We start from the raw sequence: 19,468 nt of genomic DNA, 5'->3' as shown, positions 1-19,468 counted from the left end.
ATCGCTTGACCGATGGGTGTGCGGTGCCGACTCCCGTGCCCCGCACGGGAGGTGACGGTGCGTCCGGTGTTCAGGCGCGGATGACCTGCGGGCCCATCAGCGAGTAGCGGTGTGCTTCGGACACGGGCAGCTGGGTGCTCGTCACGATCGTCTCCAGGGCGCCCACGGGCGCGAACCGGCAGAAGCTGACCGCGCCGAACTTGGTGTGCACGCCCACGAAGACCGTGCGCCGTGCCGCCCGGATCGCCTGCGCCTTGACCTCGCTGACCGCCGGGTCGGGGGTGGTCAGGCCGTGGTCGCGGCTGATGCCGTTGGCGCCGATGTAGGCGAGGTCGATGACGAAGCCGGCGAGCATCTTCGTCGTCCAGTGGTCCACGGTGGCCAGCGTGCCCGCGCGGACCCGCCCGCCGAGCAGCAGGACCGTGGTGTTCGGGGCCTCGGCCAGGGCGCCCGCCGTGGCCAGGGACGCCGTGACGACGGTGAGCGGCCGGTCGTGCGGCAGCGCCTCCGCGATGAGCTGCGGGGTGAACCCCTCGTCGACGAAGACCGTCTCCGCGTCGCCGAGCAGGTCGGCGGCGGCCGTGGCGATCCGCCGTTTCTCGGGGACGTGCATGGTGGTGCGGAACGCGAGCGTCGTCTCGAACCCGGCGCTCTCCACCGGGTACGCCCCGCCGTGCGTGCGCCGGACCAGACCGTGGTCCTCCAGCGCGCGCAGATCGCGGCGGACCGTCTCCTTGGCGACGCCCAGTTCGGCCGCGAGCTCGGTCACGTCGACGCTGCCGGTGCGGCGCGCCGCGCGTACGATCTCCCGCTGCCGTTCCTCGGCGCTCATGTCGCCCCTCTCCGTGCCCTGGTGCCGTCGTGCCCGTTCGGGCCCGGTGGGGCCCGCTCCGGAATTTCTACCGGGGCTACGAGGTGGTGACCAGGTCTGTCAGGGAGGCGATGCGGCCCGCTTGTGTCCGTTTCGGGGCGTGGCTGCCCGGCTCGGACCAGGGAAGGAGCCGGGGATCATGTGGTTTCGGGCGGGGTGGCTGCCCGTTTCGCGAGGCGAGGGGGCCCGCTTGGTGCCCGAGTGGGGCGCGGGCCGCGCGCGGCTCAGTACGGCCAGATCGGCGGGTCGTTGATGAAACGTCCGCCCATGTGCCGGTGTGCCGGATTGTCGTCGCTGAGCGGGCCGAACTCGGCGAGCAGCTTCTCCGCGTACACCTCGGAGTCGTCCTGCGGCTCGTAGCCGAGGGCGCGGGCGCTCGACAGGTCCCACCAGACGCGGGTGTTGGCGGAGGAGCCGTAGACGACGGTGTGGCCGACGTCCGGCGCGGACAGTGCCGCGTGGAAGAGCCGGGCGCCGTCGGCGGGGCTCATCCAGACCGACATCATGCGGACGTCGGTGGGCTCCCGGAAGCAGGAGCCGATCCGGACCGACACGGTCTCGATGCCGAACTGGTCCCGGTAGAACTGGGCCAGGTCCTCGCCGAACGACTTGGACAGGCCGTAGAAGGTGTCCGGGCGGCGCGGCGTCGAGACCGGGACCACGGGGTCGCCGTCCTCGGTGCGCGGGCGCGGGGTGTAGCCGATCGCGTGGTTGGAGGAGGCGAAGACGACGCGGGGGGCCGTCCCGTCGGCGCGCGCCTCGCCCTCCGCGCGGACCGCCTCGTAGAGCCGCTGGGTGCCCCTGATGTTCGATTCGACGATCTTGTCGAAGGTCGACTCCAGGGAGATCCCCGCCAGGTGCAGCACGCCGTCGACGCCGCGGACGGCCTCGCGCAGCGCCTCCGTGTCGTTCAGGTCCGCGACGATCGCGTCCGGCGCGTCCGGCACGGGTCGGACGTCCAGCAGGCGCAGGGTGTACCCGTACTGCGGCAGCAACTCGCGCATCAGGGTGCCGAGTCCGCCGGCGGCGCCGGTGAGCAGGAGCGTGCGGGGCGCGGAGGGGACTGGCATGTGCGAGATCTCCATGTCCATGCGTGAGCGGCATTCACATTCGTGGACACGCTAGGGAGGCGGCCGCTCGCCGTCAAGGCTCCGCCGAGTGCGGGCGCTTGACCGTCTGCTTTGAGGCGGCTTACGGTGAGTGAGTTCAGAAATATAGACGCGGATCAGAAACATGCACATGTGTGCGTGCAACGCTCAGGGAGAGCCCGTGACGTCAGCCGCCCTCGCCGTTCGACTCGCCGCCCCGAGTGGCCCGCTCTTCTTCCCGGTCACCCCGTTCGGGCCGGACGGCACCGTCGACCTCGACACCTTCCGCACCCATGTGCGGCGCGGCGTCGACGCCGGGGCCGCCGCCGTCTTCGCCTGCTGCGGCACCGGGGAGTTCCACGCGCTCGCGCCCGAGGAGTTCGAGGCGTGCGTGGCCGCCGCGGTCGAGGCGGCGGACGGCCGGGTGCCGGTGATCGCGGGCGCCGGATACGGCACCGCGCTCGCCGTCCACTATGCGCGCGCGGCCGAACGGGCGGGCGCGGACGGCCTGTTGGCGATGCCGCCCTATCTCGTCGTCGCCGGGCAGGAGGGGCTGCTGCGGCACTACACCGAACTGGCCGGGGCGACCTCCCTCGACATCATCGTGTACCAGCGCGACAACGCCGTGTTCACCCCGGAGACCGTCGTCGCGCTCGCCCGCCACCCGAAGGTGATCGGGCTCAAGGACGGACTCGGCGACCTCGATCTGATGCAGCGGACCGTGAGCGCGGTCCGCGCCTCCGGGGTGCGCGACGACTTCCTCTACTTCAACGGGCTGCCCACCGCCGAACTCACCGTGCCCGCCTACCGGGGCATCGGCATCAGCCTGTACTCCTCCGCCGTGTTCTGCTTCGCGCCCGAGATCGCGCAGGCCTTCCACACGGCGGTGAACACCGGCGACGACGCCACGGTGAACGCGCTGCTCGACGGCTTCTACCGGCCGCTCGTCGAACTCCGCAACCAGGGCCGGGGCTACGCGGTCGCGCTGGTGAAGGCCGGGGTACGGTTGCGCGGGCTCGACGTCGGCGAGGTCCGCCCGCCGCTGCACGAGCCGACCGGAGAACACCTCAAACGACTCGCCGAACTCATCGAGGACGCAGGCGCGTTGCTGGAAGCCGCGAGTGAGGAGCAGGGCGCGTGAGGACCTCCGCCTTCGTCTACCCCTGGGACGTCATCGGCGACCCGGACGCCGCCCACCGCATCGCGGCCCTCGGCGTCCAACAGGTCACCCTCGCCGCCGCCTACCACTCCACCCGGGCCCTCACTCCCCGCCACCCCCGGCACCGCGTCGTCACCGCCGAACACGCCTCCGTGCTCTACCCGGTCGACGAGCGGCGCTGGCCGGAAACCGGGTTGAGGCCCTACGCGGCCGGGGACTGGGCCCCCGGTGACGCCTGGGGCGAGGCCGCCGCAGCGCTCGCCGACGCCGGCCTCGACGTCCACACCTGGGTCGTCCTCGCCCACAACTCCCGCCTGGGCGCAGAACATCCGGACACCTCGGTCGTCAACGCGTACGGTGACCGCTACCCCTGGGCCCCCTGCATCGCCCGGCCCGCCATCCGCGACCACCTCGTCGCCCTCGCCGCCGAGGCCGCGACCCGGCCCGGCGCGCGCGGCACCGAACTCGAATCGCTCGGCTGGTACGGCCTCGCCCATCTGCACGCCCACGACAAGACCGGCGGCGTCGGCCTGGGGGAGGCCGGGCAGTACCTGATGTCGCTCTGCTTCTGTCCGGACTGCCGGGCCGGGTACGCCCAACACGGCCTCGACGCGGAGGAGCTGAGCCGCTCGGTGCGCACCGCCCTGGAACCCGTGTGGCGGGGCGATACGGCCGACGACGGCTGGGCGGGCGTGGAGAAGCTGCTCGGCGCCGAGCAGGCCGCCGCCACCCGCGCCCACCGCGACGCCACCGCCCGCGGCCTCCAGGAGGCCGCCGTCGCAGCGGTACGGGAAGCGGCCCCCGCCGGATTTCAGGTGCTGCTCCACGCCGACCCCGTCTCCTACCACTGCGGTGCCAACGCCGGAGTGGACCCCGCACACATCCTCTCCGTCGCCGACGGGGTGGTCGTGCCGTGCACGGGCGGCGCGGGGCTGCTGGCTCCCTTCGCCGCACAGGGCAGGGGAGTGCTCGCCGCGAACCTCACCGTCGTACGGGGCATGGGCGGCAGCCCCGGCACCCTCGCCGCCGACGCGCGGGCCGCGCGCGAGCTGGGCGCGGGCGAGCTGCGGCTGTACCACGCGGGGCTGGCGTCGGACGCGGACCTGGAGCTCGTCACGGCGGCCCTCGCGGAGCTGTGACGCCGGTCCCGGACCGATGAGTTCCGGGCCGTGGCGGGGTCTGTACCGGTGAACAGCGCACATCACGCCTCACCGGAAGGGTCACCATGAGTGACACGACAGTGGACCTCGGCCCCCAGGCCCGGATCGTCGCCCGGCTCGCCCAAGGGGTCCGCGAGGACCAGCTCGACCTGCCGACGCCCTGTCCCGACTACGCCGTACGCCATCTCATCGGACACATCGTCGGTCTCGCCGGCGGTCTGCGCGCGACGGCCCGCAAGGAGCGCCCGGACGACGACACGGCGCCACCCGGCAGCACCCTCCCCGAGCTGTCCCCGGACTGGCGCGCCGCCCTGCCCAAGGCGCTCGACGAACTGGTCGAGGCCTGGCGGGACCCCGCCGCCTGGGACGGCACGACCCACGCGGGCGGCCTCGACCTGCCCGGCGCCGTCGCGGGCCTCGTCACGGCCGACGAACTCGTCGTGCACGGCTGGGACCTGGCCCGCGCCACCGGCCAGGAGTACACCCCCGACGAGGCGGCCCTCGGCGCCGCCCACGCGCTGCTCGCCCCGGCCGCGGACGACAGCGGGCGCGGCGGCCTGTTCGGCCCGGTCGTCCGGGTGGCCGCGGGCGCGCCGCTCACCGACCGGGTCATCGGCCTCAGCGGCCGCGACCCCGGGTGGCGCCCTTAGGCCGCGTTCCGGGGGACTTCCCCGGGGCCGTGCCCGGGCGTCTTGGTGCCGTGTCCCGCCTCAACTCATATGAGAGCGCTCGGACTTCTTTTGCTGGAAGCGTTGACGAACCAGGCCACTGCTTCTAGCTTCAACGCGTCGTACTTCGTACGTCATATATGAGACGCGATACGTGATACACCGAGAGGCGCGCATGACCTCTGTGCCCACCCCGATCCCCTCCCGCACCCAGTTCGTCCTCGACGAGATCAAGCGCCGCATCCTGACCGGGCAGTTGAGACCCGGACAGGCCCTGGTCGAGACCGACCTGGCCGCGCAGTTCGGGGTCTCCAAGACTCCGGTGCGCGAGGCGCTCAAGACGCTCGCCGGGACCGGGCTCGTCGTGATGAACCAGTACAAGGGCGTCACGGTGCGCATGGTGGACGCGGACATGGCCCGCGAGGTCTACGACGTACGCCTCCTCCTCGAACCGGAGGCCCTGCGCCGCACCGTGCGGCGCAAGGCGTCCCTCGACGCCGCCCGCGACGCCCTGAGCGCCGCCGACACCGCGGCCGACACCGCCCAACGGTCTCTGGCCAACCGGGAGTTCCACCGCGCCCTCTACGCCCCCTGCGGCAACCCGCTGCTGGGCCGGATGCTCGACGAGGTGCGCGACCAGGCCGCGCTGGTCTCCGCGGTGGCCTGGGCCGCCGACCCGTCCTGGGAGCGGGAGGCCGCCGAGCACCGGGAGATCCTGGAACTCGCGCTGGCCGGCGACGCCCAGGCTGCCTCGCGCGCACTGCGCGACCACATCGCGTCGTTCGTGGAGCGGGCCTTCCCCGAGGCCCGGGAGGAAGAGGGTGAGCAGCGATCATGACCGCGCCGAAGGCTTCGTACCAGACCCAGCGGGCCGCGCTCGCCGACGTCGTGGCGATCCCGGTGACCCCGTTCGCGGCGGACGGCACCGTCGACGAACCGGTCCTGCGGACCCTGCTGCGGCGGCTGCTCGACGGCGGCGTGCGCATCCTCACGCCGAACGGCAACACCGGTGAGTTCTACGCCCTGACCGCCGCCGAGCGCCGCCTCGTCGCCGAGGTGACCCTCGACGAGGCGGGCGGATCGGCCGCCGTCCTGGCCGGCGTCGGACACGACGTGCCGACCGCGATCGACGCCGCCCGGCACGCCCAGGAGCACGGCGCGAGCATGGTGATGGTGCACCAGCCGGTGCACCCGTACGTCTCCGAGGGCGGCTGGGTCGACTACCACCGGGCCGTCGCCGACGCGGTGCCCGGGCTCGGCGTCGTCCCCTACGTCAAGAACGCCGCGCTGCCGGGTGCCCGGCTCGCCGAACTCGGCGCGGCCTGCCCGAACGTGATCGGCGTCAAGTACGCCGTCCCGGACGCGGCGCGCTTCGCCGCCTTCGCGCGCGACGCGGGCCTGGACCGATTCGTGTGGGTGGCCGGGCTCGCCGAGCCGTACGCCCCCTCCTACTTCTCGGCCGGCGCCACCGGCTTCACCTCGGGCCTGGTGAACGTCGCCCCGAGCGTCTCGCTGTCCATGATCGAAGCGCTTCGATCCGATGACTACCCGGCCGCGATGAAGGTCTGGGAGCAGATCCGCCGCTTCGAGGAGCTGCGCGCCGCCGACGCCTCCGCCAACAACGTCTCCGTCGTCAAGGAGGCCCTCGCCTCGCTCGGCCTGTGCCGCCGCGACGTCCGGCCGCCCAGCCGGGAACTGCCCGAGGCGGAGCGCGCCGAGATCGCGGAGATCGCGGCGGGGTGGTTGACATGACCGGCGAGAGCCGCCTGCGGCTGACCCCGGAGCAGCTCCGCTCCCACCAGTGGTACGGCACCGAGGGCGCCCTGCGCACCTGGTCGCACAACGCCCGGATGCGCCAACTCGGTTACGAGGCGGAGGAGTACCGGGGCCGACCGGTCGTCGCGGTCCTCAACACCTGGTCCGACATCAACCCCTGCCACGTCCATCTGCGCGAGCGCGCCGAGGCGGTCAAGCGGGGCGTGTGGCAGGCGGGTGGCTTCCCCCTGGAGTTCCCCGTCTCCACGCTCTCGGAGACGTACCAGAAGCCGACCCCGATGCTCTACCGCAACCTGCTCGCCATGGAGACCGAGGAACTCCTCCGCTCCTACCCGATCGACGCCGCGGTGCTGCTCGGCGGCTGCGACAAGTCGACCCCCGCGCTCCTCATGGGCGCCACCTCCGCCGACGTCCCCGCCCTCTTCGTGCCCGCCGGGCCGATGCTGCCGGGCCACTGGCGCGGCGAGACGCTCGGCTCCGGCACCGACATGTGGAAGTACTGGGACGAGCACCGCGCGGGCAACCTCACCGACTGCGAACTGCGCGAATTGCAAGGTGGGTTGGCGCGGTCGCCGGGCCACTGCATGACCATGGGGACCGCCTCCACCATGACCGCCGCGGCCGAGGTCCTCGGCATGACCCTGCCGGGCGCGTCCTCCATCCCGGCCGTCGACTCCGCGCACGAGCGGATGGCCGCCGCCTCCGGGCGCCGCGCCGTCGAGCTGGCGTGGACCGCGCTCAAGCCGTCGGCGATCCTCACCCGCGAGGCCTTCGAGGACGCCGTCACCACCGTGCTCGGACTCGGCGGCTCCACCAACGCCGTCATCCACCTCATCGCGATGGCCGGCCGCGCGGGCGTCGCCCTCACCCTCGACGACTTCGACCGCATCGCCCGCACCGTGCCGGTCCTCGCCAACGTGCGGCCCGGCGGACGGACGTACCTCATGGAGGACTTCCACTTCGCCGGCGGCCTGCCCGCCTTCCTCTCCCGGATCCCCGACCTGCTGCACCTCGAACGGCCCACGGTGAACGGCACGTTGGGGGAGCAGATCGAGGGCGCCGTCGTGCACGACGACGACGTCATCCGCACCCGCGAGAACCCGGTCGCCGCCGAGGGAGGCGTCGCCGTCCTGCGCGGCAACCTCTGTCCCGACGGCGCCGTCGTGAAGCACATCGCCGCCGAGCCGCACCTGCTCAAGCACACCGGCCCCGCCGTCGTCTTCGACGACTACAGGGCCATGCAGCGCACCATCGACGACCCCGAGCTGAACATCACCGCCGACAGCGTCCTGGTGCTGCGCAACTCCGGCCCCAAGGGCGGGCCCGGGATGCCCGAGTACGGCATGCTCCCCATCCCCGACCACCTGCTCAAGCAGGGAGTACGGGACATGGTGCGGATCTCCGACGCCCGGATGAGCGGCACCAGCTACGGGGCGTGCGTGCTCCACGTGGCCCCCGAGTCGTACGTCGGCGGCCCGCTCGCGCTCGTCCGCACCGGCGACAGCATCACCCTCGACGTGGCCGCCCGGCTCCTGCGGCTCGACGTGGACGACGAGGAGCTGGCACGCCGCCGCGCCGAGTGGAGCGCACCGCCCGAGCGGTACGAGCGCGGCTACGGCGCCCTCTACAACGAGCAGATCACGCAGGCCGACACCGGCTGCGACTTCGCCTTCCTGGCCAGGCCGGGACAGGTGCCGGACCCGTACGCGAGCTGAGCCCGCCGCCGCGCGGGCCCCGGCCCCGGCTTCCCATGATCGACATCTCGAACAGTGTCCGCGAAGCGCTTCACCACGACCGAGCCACACCCAGAGCCACACCCAGAGCCACACCCAGAGCCACACCCAGAGCCAGAGCCAATGCCCATGCCAGAGCCGCCGAGAACCTGAGCCACTGAGAACGGAGTTCCCGTCATGGCCCAAGCCGCAGCCGTGGCCCAAGCCCCGCCGGCCGCACCACCGCCCCGGCGCCGCCGCCGCACGTCCGCCACCCCGCGCAGGCTGCCGTATCTGCTGATCGCGCCCGCCGGTCTGCTGATGCTGGGCTTCATCGCGTACCCCGTCGTCAGCGTCTTCTACTACAGCCTGCAGCACTACAACCCCACCAAGCCGTGGCGGAACGGCTTCGCGGGCTTCGACAACTTCGTCACCGCGTTCACGAGCGACCCCGACTTCTGGAGCACGCTCGGCTTCAGCCTCCAGTGGGTCGTGGTGCAGGTCGTCCTGCAACTCCTGCTCGGGCTCGGGCTCGCGCTCGTCGTGAACCAGACGTTCATCGGCCGCGGTCTCGCCCGCGCGCTGGTCTTCTCGCCCTGGGCCGTCTCCGGCGTGCTCACCTCGTCCATCTGGATGCTGCTCTACAACTCCCAGACGGGCATCACCCGTTACCTCGCCGATGCGGGCATCGGTTCGTACGGGACGTCGTGGCTGTCCGACACCGCGACCGTGTTCCCGGCCGTCGTCACCGCCGAACTCTGGCGCGGCGTCCCGTTCTTCGCGATCCTCATCCTCGCCGACCTCCAGTCCGTCTCCAAGGACCTGTACGAGGCCGCCGAGGTCGACGGCGCGAGCCGGCTGCGGCAGTTCCTCCACATCACGCTGCCGCATCTGAAGGACGCCATCATCCTGTCCACGCTGCTGCGCGCGGTGTGGGAGTTCAACAACGTCGACCTGCTCTACACCCTCACCGGCGGCGGGCCCGCGGGGGAGACGACGACCCTGCCGCTGCGGATCGCGTCCATCGCCGTGGACAGCCACGACTTCGGCTACGCGTCCGCGCTGACCTCCATCGCCTTCGTGATCCTGCTGTTCTGCTCGATGATCTATCTCCGCCTGAGCAAGTTCGGGGGCGACGACAAGTGACCGCCACCACCACCGCCCCCGTGCGCCCGGGCCCGGCCCCCGGCCGGCACCGCCCGGAGATCAGGCCGTCGAAGAAGGGGGCGTCCTGGGACCACGTGCCGCGCCGGCAGATCTACGTGCCGCTCGGCGTGTACCTCCTCTTCACGCTGATCCCCTTCTACTGGATGCTGCTCTTCGCGTTCCGGCCCACCGGCTCGACCTCGCTCGTGCCGTGGCCGCTCACCTTCGAGCACTTCGACAAGGTCTGGAACGAGCGGGCGTTCGCCACCTTCTTCCGGAACAGCCTGCTCGTCGGCGTCGCCTCGATGCTCATGACGACCGTCGTCGCCCTGGCCGGCGGCTACGCGCTGGCCCGCTTCGACTTCAAGGTCAAAAGGGCCTTCATGCTGGCCCTGCTCTGCTCGCAGTTCATCCCGGGCGCGCTGATGCTCGTACCGCTCTTCGAGATCTTCGCCAACCTGAAGATGATCAACTCGCTGGGCAGCGTCGTCATCGCCGAGACCGTCTTCCAGCTCCCGCTGACGATGATCCTGATCAGCGGCTTCATCCGGAACGTGCCGCCGTCCCTGGAGGAGGCCGCCTGGGTCGACGGCTGCGGACGGTTCCGGGCCTTCTGCGCCGTCGTCCTGCCGCTGCTGCGGCCCGGACTGATCGCCGTGGGCTCCTTCGCCTTCGTGCACAGCTGGAACCATTTCCTGTTCGCCCTGATGTTCCTCTCGGACCAGAGCAAGCAGACGATCCCGGTCGGCCTCGCCACGCTCATGGGCGCCGACTCCGTCGACCTGGGCGCGCTCGCCGCCGGCGGGGTCGTGGCCGCGCTGCCCGTCGTGATCGTCTTCGCCTTCATCCAGAAGTGGCTCGTCACGGGCTTCAGCGCCGGGGCGGTGAAGGGATGACCGCCGACCCGACCGCCGAGCCGACCGCCAGGCCCGTCCCCGTCGTCCTCGCCGGCGCGCGCGGGCACGGCCGGTGGCACCTCGCGAACATCCGGCGGCTCGCCGACGCCGGCCGTGTCACCCTCGCCGGGATCTGCGAGCCGAAGCCGCTCGACGACACCGAACTGGCGGGCTTCACCGGCGTCGCCCAGTCCGCCGACCTCGGCGACCTGCTGGACCGCACCGGCGCCCGGGCGGCCGTCGTCTGCACCCCGATCCCGACCCACACCGACCTCGCCCTCACCGCCGCCGCGCGGGGCGTCCACCTGCTCCTGGAGAAGCCGCCCGCGCCGTCGTACGCGGAGTACGAGCGGATGACCGCCGGTGTCGCCGAGGCCGGTGTCGCCTGCCAGATCGGATTCCAGTCGCTGGGCTCGCACGCGGTGTCTCATATACGAGATCTCGTACGGGACGGAGTCATCGGAGAACCCGTCGGCATCGGCGCCGCCGGAGCCTGGGCCCGCGACGAGGCCTACTTCCGGCGCACCCCCTGGGCCGGCCGACGCCGACTGCCCGGCACCGGCAGCGGTACCGGCGGCGGCCCCGGCGGCAGCACCGGCGCCCCGGTCGACGTGGTCGACGGCGTGCTCACCAACCCCCTCGCCCACGCCGTCGCCACCGGCCTCGCGCTCGACGGGGCGACCGGTGCCGACGACCTGACGGCCGTCCGCACCGAGCTGTACCGCGCCAACGCCATCGAGGCCGACGACACCTCGTACGTCTCGATCACCACCCGCACCGGCTCGCGCGTCACCGTCGCCGCCACCCTGTGCGCCGAGCGGCCCGACGAGCCCTACGTCGTCGTGCACGGCAGCCACGGCCGGATCACCTTCTGGTACAAGCAGGACCGCGTCCTCGTGCAGCGCGCGGGACACGGACCGCAGGAGACCACGCACGCCCGCACGGATCTCCTGGAGAACCTGATCGCCCACGTCACCGACCCCGCCGGGGCCACCGCACTCCTCGTCCCCCCGGCCGTGACCGGTGCCTTCATGCGCGTCGTCGAGGCGGTCCGGTGCGCGCCCGACCCGCTGCCGCTGCCCGCCCCGGCCTGGCGCACGGTGCCCGGCGGCGGGGGCGACGGCACCCTCCGCCGGGTCGTGCCCGGCATCGACGGACTCGTCGCGGCCAGCGCCGACACCCTCACCGGTTACGCCGGGCTCGGTGCCGACTGGGCCCGGCAGGACCAGCGGGTCCACCAGGTTCAGCAGGTTCAGCAGGTTCAGCAGGTTCAGCAGGTTCAGCAGGTTCAGCAGGAACAGGAGGCCGCCCGATGAACCGGCTCGCCGCCGCACCCCTCACCCTGCGCTGCGCGGGCCGCCCGGTCGCCCGCTACGAGGTCCGCGCCGACCTCGGCCGACGCAGCTCACCGCGTCCGTTCCTGCACCCGGTGACCACCCTCGCCGGCACTCCCGTCACCGAGCGCGGACCCGCCGACCACCCGCACCACCTCGGAGTCGGCGTCGCCGTGCCCGACGTCGAAGGGCACAACTTCTGGGGCGGGCGCACCTACGTGCGCGACCGGGGGCCGACGGAGCTGGACAACCACGGCGAGCAGCGGCACCGCGAGTTCAAGCTGCGCGACCCGGACGGCTGCGTCGAGGACCTGGACTGGATCGCGGACACGCGCGTGCTGCTGCGCGAGCGCCGCACCGTCGCCGTGACCCGGCTCGCCGACGACGCCTGGGCGCTCGACCTGACCTTCGCGCTCACCAACCCGGGCCGCACCTCGGTCACCGTCGGCAGCCCCGCCACCAACGGCCGCCCCGGCGCCGCCTACGGAGGCTTCTTCTGGCGGGCGCCCAAGGAGAGCGCCGCCCCCTCGGTGCGCACCGAGGCCGCCCAGGGCGAGGACGCCGTGCACGGCCGCCCCGCCGACTGGCTCGCCCTGAGCGGCGACGGCTGGACGCTGGTCTTCGCCGGGGCCACCGCGGAGACCCGGCGCGACCCGTGGTTCGTGCGCACCGCCGAGTACCCCGGCGTCGGCTCCTCGCTCGCCGCCCGGGAACGCCTGCCGATCGCCCCCGGCGACACCGCCGTACGCCGGATCGTCACGGTCGTCGCCGACGGCCGCCTCGACGGCGAACGCACCGCCGCCCTGGTCAGAAAGGCGGTCTCCGCATGAACACCGCGGCCCGCACCGGAGACCTGGGCGACGGCACGTACCGCAACCCGGTCCTCGCCGCCGACTGGTCCGACCCCGACGTGTGCCGCGTCGGCGACGACTTCTACCTCACCGCGTCCAGCTTCGGCCGGGCACCGGGCCTGCCCCTGCTGCACTCGCGCGACCTCGTCAACTGGACGCTGATCGGCCACGCCCTCGACCACCTCGAACCCACCGAGGCGTTCACGGCGCCGCGCCACGACTGCGGGGTGTGGGCGCCCTCGATCCGGTACCACGACGAGCGCTTCTGGATCTTCTGGGGCGACCCCGACCACGGCATCCACCAGATCAACGCGCCCTCCGTCAGGGGCCCTTGGAGCCGGCCGCACCTGCTGAAGGCGGGCAAGGGCCTGATCGACGCGTGCCCGCTGTGGGACGAGGAGAGCGGCGAGGCGTTCCTCGTGCACGCCTACGCCCGATCGCGGGCCGGCATCAAGAACCGGCTCACCGGCCACCGGATGAGCGCCGACGCCACCGAACTCCTCGACGAGGGAGCCCTGTTGATCGACGGGGACCGGATCCCCGGCTGGTTCACCCTCGAGGGCCCCAAGCTGTACCGGCGCGAGGGCTGGTACTGGATCCTCGCCCCGGCCGGAGGTGTGGAGACCGGCTGGCAGGGCGCCTTCCGCTCCCGCTCGTTCTTCGGCCCGTACGAGGAGCGCGTGATCCTCGAACAGGGCGCCACCGGCATCAACGGCCCGCACCAGGGCGGCTGGGTGGACACGCCATCGGGCGAGAACTGGTTCCTGCACTTCCAGCAGCGCGGCGCGTACGGGCGTGTGGTGCATCTCCAGCCGATGCGCTGGGACGCGCATGGCTGGCCGGTGCTCGGTGCCGAGGACGCGCCCGGCGTCCCCGTGCACGTCCACCGCAAACCGGACCTGCCCGCCCAGCCCGTCACGGCCCCCGCGACCGACGACGACTTCCCCGGCGGGCGGTTCGGCCGGCAGTGGCAGTGGACCGCCAACCCCCGCGACGGCCTCGCGACGGCGCACGGCGGTGACGGACTGCGTCTGACCTGTGTGCGCTCCGCCGACGGGGTGCGCGACCTGCGCCGCGTCCCGCACGTCCTCACTCAGCGCCTGCCCCTGACACCCTCCCGCGTCGAGGTCGGCCTCCGCCTCGACAGCTCGACACCCGGCGCCCGTGCGGGACTTGCCGTGCTCGGCGACGCCTGCTCCTGGATCGGCCTGGAGCGCGCCGCCGACGGCACCGTCCATGTCGTGCACCGGTTCACCGAGGGCCCGGCCGCCGACACCGAGCGCGCCGCCGACCACCCGCGCCCGGCACCGGACGGCACGGCGCGCCTGCGCATCGACATCTCCGACGGGGCGCGCTGCCGCTTCCTCGTCGACACCGGCGACGGATTCCGGCCCTCGGGCCGGATGTTCGCCGCACAGCCGTGGCGCTGGGTCGGAGCACTGCTCGGCCTGTTCGCCGCGGCCCCTGACGGGGCGGCTCCCGGCGGTACGGGACCCGCCGGGACCGCCCTCTTCACCCGCTTCCGCATCACCGACCGAACCCCACCGATCCAGAAGAGCTGAACCCCACCGAGCCAGAAGAGAGCCGATCATGAACATCCGCATGCGCAGACGCGCGCTCCGCACCGGCACCGCCGTGGGCCTGTCCACGCTGCTCGCCCTGACCGCCACCGCCTGTGGCGACGACGGCTCCGGCGCCGGCGGCGACAAGGGCGACGAGGGCTCCGGCAAGGGCACGATCACCTTCTGGGACAACAACACGGCCGTGCGCCGCGACGTCTGGATGGAGATCATCGGGGACTTCGAGAAGAAGTACCCCGACATCAAGGTCAAGTACGTCGGCATCCCCGCCGAGAACGTGCAGTCCAAGTACGACACCGCCATCCAGGGCGGCGGCCTGCCCGACGTCGGCGGAGTGGGCACCGCGATGCTCGCCACGCTCACCGCGCAGGACGCCCTCGAACCGGTCGGCGACCGGCTGGCCACCAGCTCCCTCAACGACAAGCTGAACAGCAAGTTCGTGGACTCGGTGAAGGCGGCCGGCGGCAGCAGCGAGCTGTACACGATCCCGACGTCCGCGAACAACGGCGTCCTGTACTACCGCACCGACCTCTTCGACAAGGCGGGCCTGGACGCGCCGACGACCTGGTCCAAGTTCTTCGACGCGGCGACCGAGCTGACCAACTCCTCGAAGAACCGGTTCGGTTACACCATCCGCGGCGGCGAGGGCTCCATCGCGCAGGCCCTCGACGTGATGTACGGGCAGAGCGGCATCACCTCGTTCTGGGACGGCGACAACGAGAAGACGACCGTCAACGACCCCAAGAACGTCGCCGCGCTGGAGAAGTACGCCGCCCTCTACAAGAAGGCCACCCCGTCGGCCGACGTCAACAACGACTTCACCAAGATGGTCAGCCAGTGGGACAGCGGCACCATCGGCATGCTCAACCACAACCTGGGCTCGTACGCGGGCCATGTGAAGGCGCTGGGCGCGGAGAAGTTCAAGGGCCTGCCGAACCCGACCGGTGACGACGGCATCCGCGTCCAGGTCTCCAACCCCGTCGACGGACTCGGCCTGTTCAAGGCGGGCAAGAACAAGACGGCCGCCTGGAAGTTCATCGAGTTCGCCGCCTCGCACGCCGAGAACAGCAAGTGGAACGAGTCGGCGGGCCAGATACCGGCCAACACCGATGCCGCCAAGGACGCCTGGGTGCAGAAGGCCGAGCCCACCAGGCTCGCCGCCGAGGCGCTGGAGTCCGGCTCCACCAAGATCGTGCAGCTGCCGTACTACCTGCCCGACTGGAACACCGTCTCCAAGGCCGACAACGAGGCCGGCTTCCAGAAGGTCCTGCTCGGCAAGGAGTCCGCGAAGGACTTCCTCGACGCCATGGCCGACCAGCTGAACAAGGCCCAGGCCGACTGGAAGCAGCAGGCCAACTAGCCGTCGCTCGCCGCGGGGCCGGTGCCGGGAGCGCCGTGTCGCCGGCCCGGCTCGTCGCCCGTGAACTGCTGCGCGCGCGAGTGCTGCCCGCCCGCGACGTGCACCGCACCGGCGACGAGATCGACGAGCTCTCCGACGTAGCGCAGCCGCGTCCGACCTGGCTGCCCGGCACGACACCCGCCTGATACCGGCAAGGAGCGCACAGTGAACACACGGATATGTCATGCACGCGCCATAACTGGGCTGATCGGCTGCACGGCCCTGGCCCTCGTCGTCACCGGCACCGCGGGCACCGCCCAGGCGCACGGCCGGGACGTCACCCGCCAGACCCTCGCCGCCGGCGACGGCTGGGCCTCGGCCACCACCGGCACCACCGGGGGCGCCGCCGCCGACGCCGCGCACGTCTACACCGTCACCACCTGGGCCGGGCTCAAGGCCGCCTTCGCCGACGGCGGCACCGCACCGAAGATCATCAAGGTGCGCGGCACGCTCGACGCGGACGGCTCGGCCTGCGACGACTTCGCCGCCGACGGCTACGACCTCGACCAGTACCTCGCCGACTACGACCCGGCCGTCTGGGGCTACGAGGACGAGGTGAGCGGCGCGCAGGAGGACCTGAGAGCCGCGTCGGCCACCGCCCAGGCCAAGGCCGTCAAGGCCGATGTGCCCGCCAACACCACCCTCGTCGGCGTCGGCAAGGACGCCGGGATCGTCGGTGGCAGCCTTCAGATCACCGGCGTCGACAACGTCATCGTGCGCGGCCTGACCCTGGAGTCACCGCTCGACTGCTTCCCGCAGTGGGACCCGACCGACGGTGACACCGGCAACTGGAACTCGGAGTACGACTCCGCCGTCGTCCACGGCTCCACGCATGTCTGGCTGGACCACAACACCTTCACGGACGGCGACCACCCCGACTCCACGCTGCCCACCTATTACGGCCGCCTCTACCAGCAGCACGACGGCGAACTCGACATCGTCAAGGGCGCCGACTACGTCACCGCGTCGTGGAACGTCTTCGCGGACCACGACAAGACGCTGATGATCGGCAACAGCGACAGCGCCGCCGCCACCGACGAGGGCAGGCTCCGCGTCACCCTGCACCACAACCTCTTCAAGAACCTCGTCGAGCGGGCCCCGCGCGTCCGTTTCGGCCAGGTCGACGTCTACAACAACTCGTTCGTCGCGAACGCCGAGTACGGCTACTCGTTCGGCATCGGCTTCAAATCGCAGCTCTACGCGGAGAAGAACTCCTTCACGCTCCCTGCCGGGGTCGGTGCCGGGGCGATCCTCCATCGCTGGAACGACTATCCCCTCACCGAGAAGGGCAACGTCGTGGGCGGCGTCGTCACCGACGTCATCGCCGCCTACAACACGGCGAACGCGTCCGCTCCGCTGCGGTCCGGTGCCGGGTGGGTCCCCTCGCTCCGGCTCCGCGTGGACCCGGCGAAGACGGTGACCCGGTCCGTCGCCCGTTCCGCCGGAGCCACCCAGCTCCGCTGACACCGGCTGACGGCCGGCCCGCACGGTCGTCACGCGCGGCTCTCGTCGTGGCTGGCCGCGCAGTTCCCCGCGCCCCTGAGGCATGCGCTTCGCGCAGCCTCCCCTGATGAGATGGCGCACGAAGTGCGCATCTCAGGGGCGCGGGGAACTGCGCGACCAGCCACGACGTACGTCGCACCCGGCCACCGTCCCGAGCGCGGCGCCCACCACGAGCCCCACCCCGTGATTGTTCGCGAGCAGGCACAGCACCACCCCGGCGACCGGCACCACCACGGCCAGTCGGCGCGCGCCGGGACGGACACCGCGCAGGGCGTACCAGCCGGCCAGCGCGCCCACCAGGCCGCAGACGGCCACGGAGTCGCCGCCGCCCGTACGGCTCCAGCCGGCCATGCTCACCGCCTGCGCCGCGACGCCGCTCACCAGGAACACCAGGAGCATCCGCCAGGGGCCGAACCGCCGCTCGGCGACGGGCGCGACCACGACCAGCGCCGCCAGGTTGAAGACGATCTGGCTCCACCCCGACGACTGCACCCCGAGCGCCGTGACGGCCCGCCACCACGAGCCGCCGGGATGCCGTTCCAGCGCGTCGACCATGCCCGGAAAGACGTTCTGCGCCACGGCGAGCCCCGCCATGAGGACCGACAGCGCGAGCGCGGCGAACGGAAGCGGTGGGCGCCAGGTCCGGAGCAGGGCCACCGGAGGCGGAGCCTCACCCGAGCCCGATCCCGGGCCGGGGTCGTCGTCGGCGGCCGAAGCCACCGCGACCTGGAGCCCGCAGGTGATGACCGCCGCCGCGCACACATAGAGCAGCACGCCGTCGGTCGTCATCGGCCCAGCTGCCACAGCGCGTAGGTGACGAGCAGCAGCAGCACCCCGGCCAGCGCCATGGCTCCGCCCAGGAAGCGGAGATACCCGAGGCTGCCGAAGAAGGTCGTCGGGGCGGTGTCCACCCGGCCCGAGCCCGCCCACACGTCCGCGCTCTTCGCGCGGGCCCGCTCCGACCGGCGGGTGCTGATGCCCTTTATGTCGAACGCCCAGGCCACCCCGCACCAGATCGCGACCACTCCACCGATCAGGAACGCACCGAGCAGCACGGGCGACTCGCCGCCCGACGACGTGGCCAGCGTGGCAGGGACGGACAAGGCGGGGTCTCCGGAAGGACGGGGCGTGCACGGCGCACACGGCTGCGACCGACCCTAGGGCCTCGGGTTCAACGGCAAGTCAAGGCGGTCTTTGCCCAGGGCAATGACTGGGTACCGATCGCGCTCGTCCTCCCGGCCGCCGGTCGGGTATCGATCGGGTAAAAGTGCCTGCCCGCTACATGTGATGCGCGTAGACAGGGGTCGACCTGGCGCGCCCCCGCGCGCCGCGGGCCAGACTTCGGAGACATGACATGCGGAGATCCACCACCCTCACGGGCCTCGCGGCGGCCTGCGCCCTCGCGGGCGGCGTCCTCTACGGCACGGGTGCGGCGAGCGCCGACCGCCCGAGCGGGGACACCACCGCCGAGCCGCACAACATCGGCCTCCTCGTGAACGAGATCAAGAGCTACTACGGCGCCACCCAGGACGCCGCCGGCGTGTGGCAGGCGTCGCCGGACAGCGCGTACGCCGACGACATGGCACGCGTCGTCACCAGGGCCGAGCACGCCATCGACAGGGCGGCCAAGGGGCACGGCAGGCACGGGAAGAAGCCCGCCGTCGTCTTCGACATCGACGACACGCTGCTGCTCAGCCTCGACTACGAGATCAAGACCAACTACACGTACAACAGCGCCAGTTGGGCCGACTACGTGGCCAAGGCCGACCGGCCCGCCGTGCCCGGCACCCCCGAGCTCGTCAAGTACGCCACCCGCAAGGGCGTCACGGTCTTCTACAACTCCGGGCTCAAGGAGTCGCAGCGCGCCGGGGCCGTGGAGAACCTGAAGAAGGTCGGCATCGACGTCGGTCTCGACGCCGGGCACGTCTTCCTCAAGGACACCGCCGACCCGCCCGCCTACCTGAGCGACTGCGCCACCGCGGCCGCCTGGAACTGCACCACCGTGCAGTACAAGTCGGGCACGCGGCAGCACATCGAGTCCCTCGGCTACGACATCGTCGGGAACTTCGGCGACCAGTACTCCGACCTCCAGGGCGGCCACGCCGACAAGACCTTCAAGTTCCCCAACCCCACCTACTACGTCGAGTAGAGGCGGGCCCGTCCTCGAAGTCCACGACGGTACTCACGCCGGATCTCCCCTCGCGGTGCGGCCCGGCGGGATGCGGGAGCGTACCGGCGTGACGTACGGGGATTCGGAGGCCGTCCGCGATACCGGACATGTGAGGGGACGGGATCCGGCCTAGATTGATGACCGGACAGGCACGG

At 72.0% G+C, this 19,468-nt stretch carries 19 protein-coding genes; 15 read left to right on the top strand and 4 right to left on the bottom strand.

Translation table 11 applies throughout. From position 1 onward, the window contains the following. Nucleotides 1–70: 70 nt before the first annotated feature. Both ABT127_RS33565 and ABT127_RS33560 read right to left on the bottom strand, forming a co-directional pair. Nucleotides 71–832: a DeoR/GlpR family DNA-binding transcription regulator gene (locus ABT127_RS33565; protein ID WP_351458449.1), complete on the bottom strand. Its 762-nt coding sequence runs from the start codon at nt 830–832 to the stop codon at nt 71–73. Between the two features lie 263 nt (nt 833–1,095). Then, the gene (locus ABT127_RS33560; protein WP_351458446.1) at nt 1,096–1,941 is read right to left on the bottom strand and encodes an NAD-dependent epimerase/dehydratase family protein; all 846 of its coding nucleotides are present in this window, start codon (nt 1,939–1,941) and stop codon (nt 1,096–1,098) included. A gap of 199 nt (nt 1,942–2,140) precedes the next feature. On the opposite strand from ABT127_RS33560, the gene ABT127_RS33555 reads away from it, so the two are divergent. The 14 genes from ABT127_RS33555 (at nt 2,141) to ABT127_RS33490 (ending at nt 17,104) form a co-directional block, all read left to right on the top strand. Beyond that, nucleotides 2,141–3,100: a 5-dehydro-4-deoxyglucarate dehydratase gene (locus tag ABT127_RS33555; protein ID WP_351458443.1), complete on the top strand. Its 960-nt coding sequence runs from the start codon at nt 2,141–2,143 to the stop codon at nt 3,098–3,100. Next, nucleotides 3,097–4,257, top strand: a complete 1,161-nt coding sequence (locus ABT127_RS33550; RefSeq protein ID WP_351458440.1) for a hypothetical protein — start codon at nt 3,097–3,099, stop codon at nt 4,255–4,257. The genes ABT127_RS33555 and ABT127_RS33550 overlap by 4 nt, the downstream gene beginning before the upstream one ends. Before the next feature lie 86 nt (nt 4,258–4,343). After that, the gene (locus ABT127_RS33545) at nt 4,344–4,928 is read left to right on the top strand and encodes a TIGR03086 family metal-binding protein (RefSeq protein ID WP_351458437.1); all 585 of its coding nucleotides are present in this window, start codon (nt 4,344–4,346) and stop codon (nt 4,926–4,928) included. Between the two features lie 193 nt (nt 4,929–5,121). Then, the gene (locus tag ABT127_RS33540) at nt 5,122–5,784 is read left to right on the top strand and encodes a GntR family transcriptional regulator (RefSeq protein ID WP_351458434.1); all 663 of its coding nucleotides are present in this window, start codon (nt 5,122–5,124) and stop codon (nt 5,782–5,784) included. After that, nucleotides 5,781–6,698, top strand: coding sequence for a dihydrodipicolinate synthase family protein (locus tag ABT127_RS33535; RefSeq protein WP_351458431.1), 918 nt, complete (start codon nt 5,781–5,783; stop codon nt 6,696–6,698). Before ABT127_RS33540 ends, ABT127_RS33535 begins: the two co-directional genes overlap by 4 nt. Next, nucleotides 6,695–8,437: an L-arabinonate dehydratase gene (araD, locus tag ABT127_RS33530; protein ID WP_351458428.1), complete on the top strand. Its 1,743-nt coding sequence runs from the start codon at nt 6,695–6,697 to the stop codon at nt 8,435–8,437. Before ABT127_RS33535 ends, araD begins: the two co-directional genes overlap by 4 nt. Before the next feature lie 195 nt (nt 8,438–8,632). Beyond that, nucleotides 8,633–9,580: a carbohydrate ABC transporter permease gene (locus ABT127_RS33525; protein WP_351458425.1), complete on the top strand. Its 948-nt coding sequence runs from the start codon at nt 8,633–8,635 to the stop codon at nt 9,578–9,580. Continuing rightward, a complete protein-coding gene (locus ABT127_RS33520) occupies nt 9,577–10,476 on the top strand; it encodes a carbohydrate ABC transporter permease (RefSeq protein WP_502971824.1) in 900 nt (299 codons plus the stop codon). Before ABT127_RS33525 ends, ABT127_RS33520 begins: the two co-directional genes overlap by 4 nt. Then, nucleotides 10,473–11,792 (top strand): Gfo/Idh/MocA family protein, encoded by a 1,320-nt coding sequence (locus tag ABT127_RS33515; RefSeq protein WP_351458422.1) that lies wholly within the window; start codon nt 10,473–10,475, stop codon nt 11,790–11,792. The genes ABT127_RS33520 and ABT127_RS33515 overlap by 4 nt, the downstream gene beginning before the upstream one ends. After that, nucleotides 11,789–12,640, top strand: a complete 852-nt coding sequence (locus tag ABT127_RS33510; protein ID WP_351458420.1) for a DUF6807 domain-containing protein — start codon at nt 11,789–11,791, stop codon at nt 12,638–12,640. The genes ABT127_RS33515 and ABT127_RS33510 overlap by 4 nt, the downstream gene beginning before the upstream one ends. Continuing rightward, nucleotides 12,637–14,223 carry a glycoside hydrolase family 43 protein gene (locus tag ABT127_RS33505; protein ID WP_351458417.1) on the top strand — a complete coding sequence of 529 codons (1,587 nt, stop codon included), beginning with the start codon at nt 12,637–12,639 and terminating at the stop codon, nt 14,221–14,223. The genes ABT127_RS33510 and ABT127_RS33505 overlap by 4 nt, the downstream gene beginning before the upstream one ends. 28 nt (nt 14,224–14,251) lie before the next feature. Continuing rightward, entirely contained in the window at nt 14,252–15,601 is a 1,350-nt protein-coding gene (locus ABT127_RS33500) for an ABC transporter substrate-binding protein (protein ID WP_351458414.1), read from the top strand. 35 nt (nt 15,602–15,636) lie between these two features. Then, on the top strand, nt 15,637–15,786 hold the full coding sequence (locus ABT127_RS33495) for a hypothetical protein (RefSeq protein WP_351458411.1): 150 nt from the start codon (nt 15,637–15,639) through the stop codon (nt 15,784–15,786). A gap of 19 nt (nt 15,787–15,805) precedes the next feature. Continuing rightward, the gene (locus ABT127_RS33490) at nt 15,806–17,104 is read left to right on the top strand and encodes a pectate lyase family protein (protein ID WP_351458408.1); all 1,299 of its coding nucleotides are present in this window, start codon (nt 15,806–15,808) and stop codon (nt 17,102–17,104) included. Between the two features lie 132 nt (nt 17,105–17,236). On the opposite strand, the gene ABT127_RS33485 is transcribed toward ABT127_RS33490, so the two are convergent. Both ABT127_RS33485 and ABT127_RS33480 read right to left on the bottom strand, forming a co-directional pair. Next, nucleotides 17,237–17,932: a rhomboid family intramembrane serine protease gene (locus ABT127_RS33485; RefSeq protein WP_351458405.1), complete on the bottom strand. Its 696-nt coding sequence runs from the start codon at nt 17,930–17,932 to the stop codon at nt 17,237–17,239. Beyond that, on the bottom strand, nt 17,929–18,246 hold the full coding sequence (locus ABT127_RS33480; RefSeq protein WP_351458402.1) for a hypothetical protein: 318 nt from the start codon (nt 18,244–18,246) through the stop codon (nt 17,929–17,931). Before ABT127_RS33480 ends, ABT127_RS33485 begins: the two co-directional genes overlap by 4 nt. A 251-nt stretch (nt 18,247–18,497) precedes the next feature. On the opposite strand from ABT127_RS33480, the gene ABT127_RS33475 reads away from it, so the two are divergent. Next, nucleotides 18,498–19,292, top strand: coding sequence for an HAD family acid phosphatase (locus ABT127_RS33475; protein ID WP_351458399.1), 795 nt, complete (start codon nt 18,498–18,500; stop codon nt 19,290–19,292). Nucleotides 19,293–19,468: the final 176 nt, after the last annotated feature.

Source organism: Streptomyces sp. NPDC001904 (genome assembly GCF_040297005.1).
GTDB lineage: Bacteria > Actinomycetota > Actinomycetes > Streptomycetales > Streptomycetaceae > Streptomyces.
This window is presented reverse-complemented; position numbering and strand designations above follow the sequence as displayed.

Excerpts from the sequence above, each read along its gene's own strand:
- ABT127_RS33545 (WP_351458437.1), top strand. The coding sequence starts at position 4,344 with ATGAGTGACACGACAGTGGACCTCGGCCCCCAGGCCCGGATCGTCGCC.
- ABT127_RS33500 (WP_351458414.1), top strand. The coding sequence starts at position 14,252 with ATGAACATCCGCATGCGCAGACGCGCGCTCCGCACCGGCACCGCCGTG.
- ABT127_RS33525 (WP_351458425.1), top strand. The coding sequence starts at position 8,633 with ATGGCCCAAGCCGCAGCCGTGGCCCAAGCCCCGCCGGCCGCACCACCG.
- ABT127_RS33515 (WP_351458422.1), top strand. The coding sequence starts at position 10,473 with ATGACCGCCGACCCGACCGCCGAGCCGACCGCCAGGCCCGTCCCCGTC.
- ABT127_RS33510 (WP_351458420.1), top strand. The coding sequence starts at position 11,789 with ATGAACCGGCTCGCCGCCGCACCCCTCACCCTGCGCTGCGCGGGCCGC.
- araD (WP_351458428.1), top strand. The coding sequence starts at position 6,695 with ATGACCGGCGAGAGCCGCCTGCGGCTGACCCCGGAGCAGCTCCGCTCC.
- ABT127_RS33505 (WP_351458417.1), top strand. The coding sequence starts at position 12,637 with ATGAACACCGCGGCCCGCACCGGAGACCTGGGCGACGGCACGTACCGC.
- ABT127_RS33475 (WP_351458399.1), top strand. The coding sequence starts at position 18,498 with ATGCGGAGATCCACCACCCTCACGGGCCTCGCGGCGGCCTGCGCCCTC.
- ABT127_RS33540 (WP_351458434.1), top strand. The coding sequence starts at position 5,122 with ATGACCTCTGTGCCCACCCCGATCCCCTCCCGCACCCAGTTCGTCCTC.
- ABT127_RS33535 (WP_351458431.1), top strand. The coding sequence starts at position 5,781 with ATGACCGCGCCGAAGGCTTCGTACCAGACCCAGCGGGCCGCGCTCGCC.
- ABT127_RS33560 (WP_351458446.1), bottom strand. The coding sequence starts at position 1,941 with ATGCCAGTCCCCTCCGCGCCCCGCACGCTCCTGCTCACCGGCGCCGCC.
- ABT127_RS33485 (WP_351458405.1), bottom strand. The coding sequence starts at position 17,932 with ATGACGACCGACGGCGTGCTGCTCTATGTGTGCGCGGCGGCGGTCATC.
- ABT127_RS33565 (WP_351458449.1), bottom strand. The coding sequence starts at position 832 with ATGAGCGCCGAGGAACGGCAGCGGGAGATCGTACGCGCGGCGCGCCGC.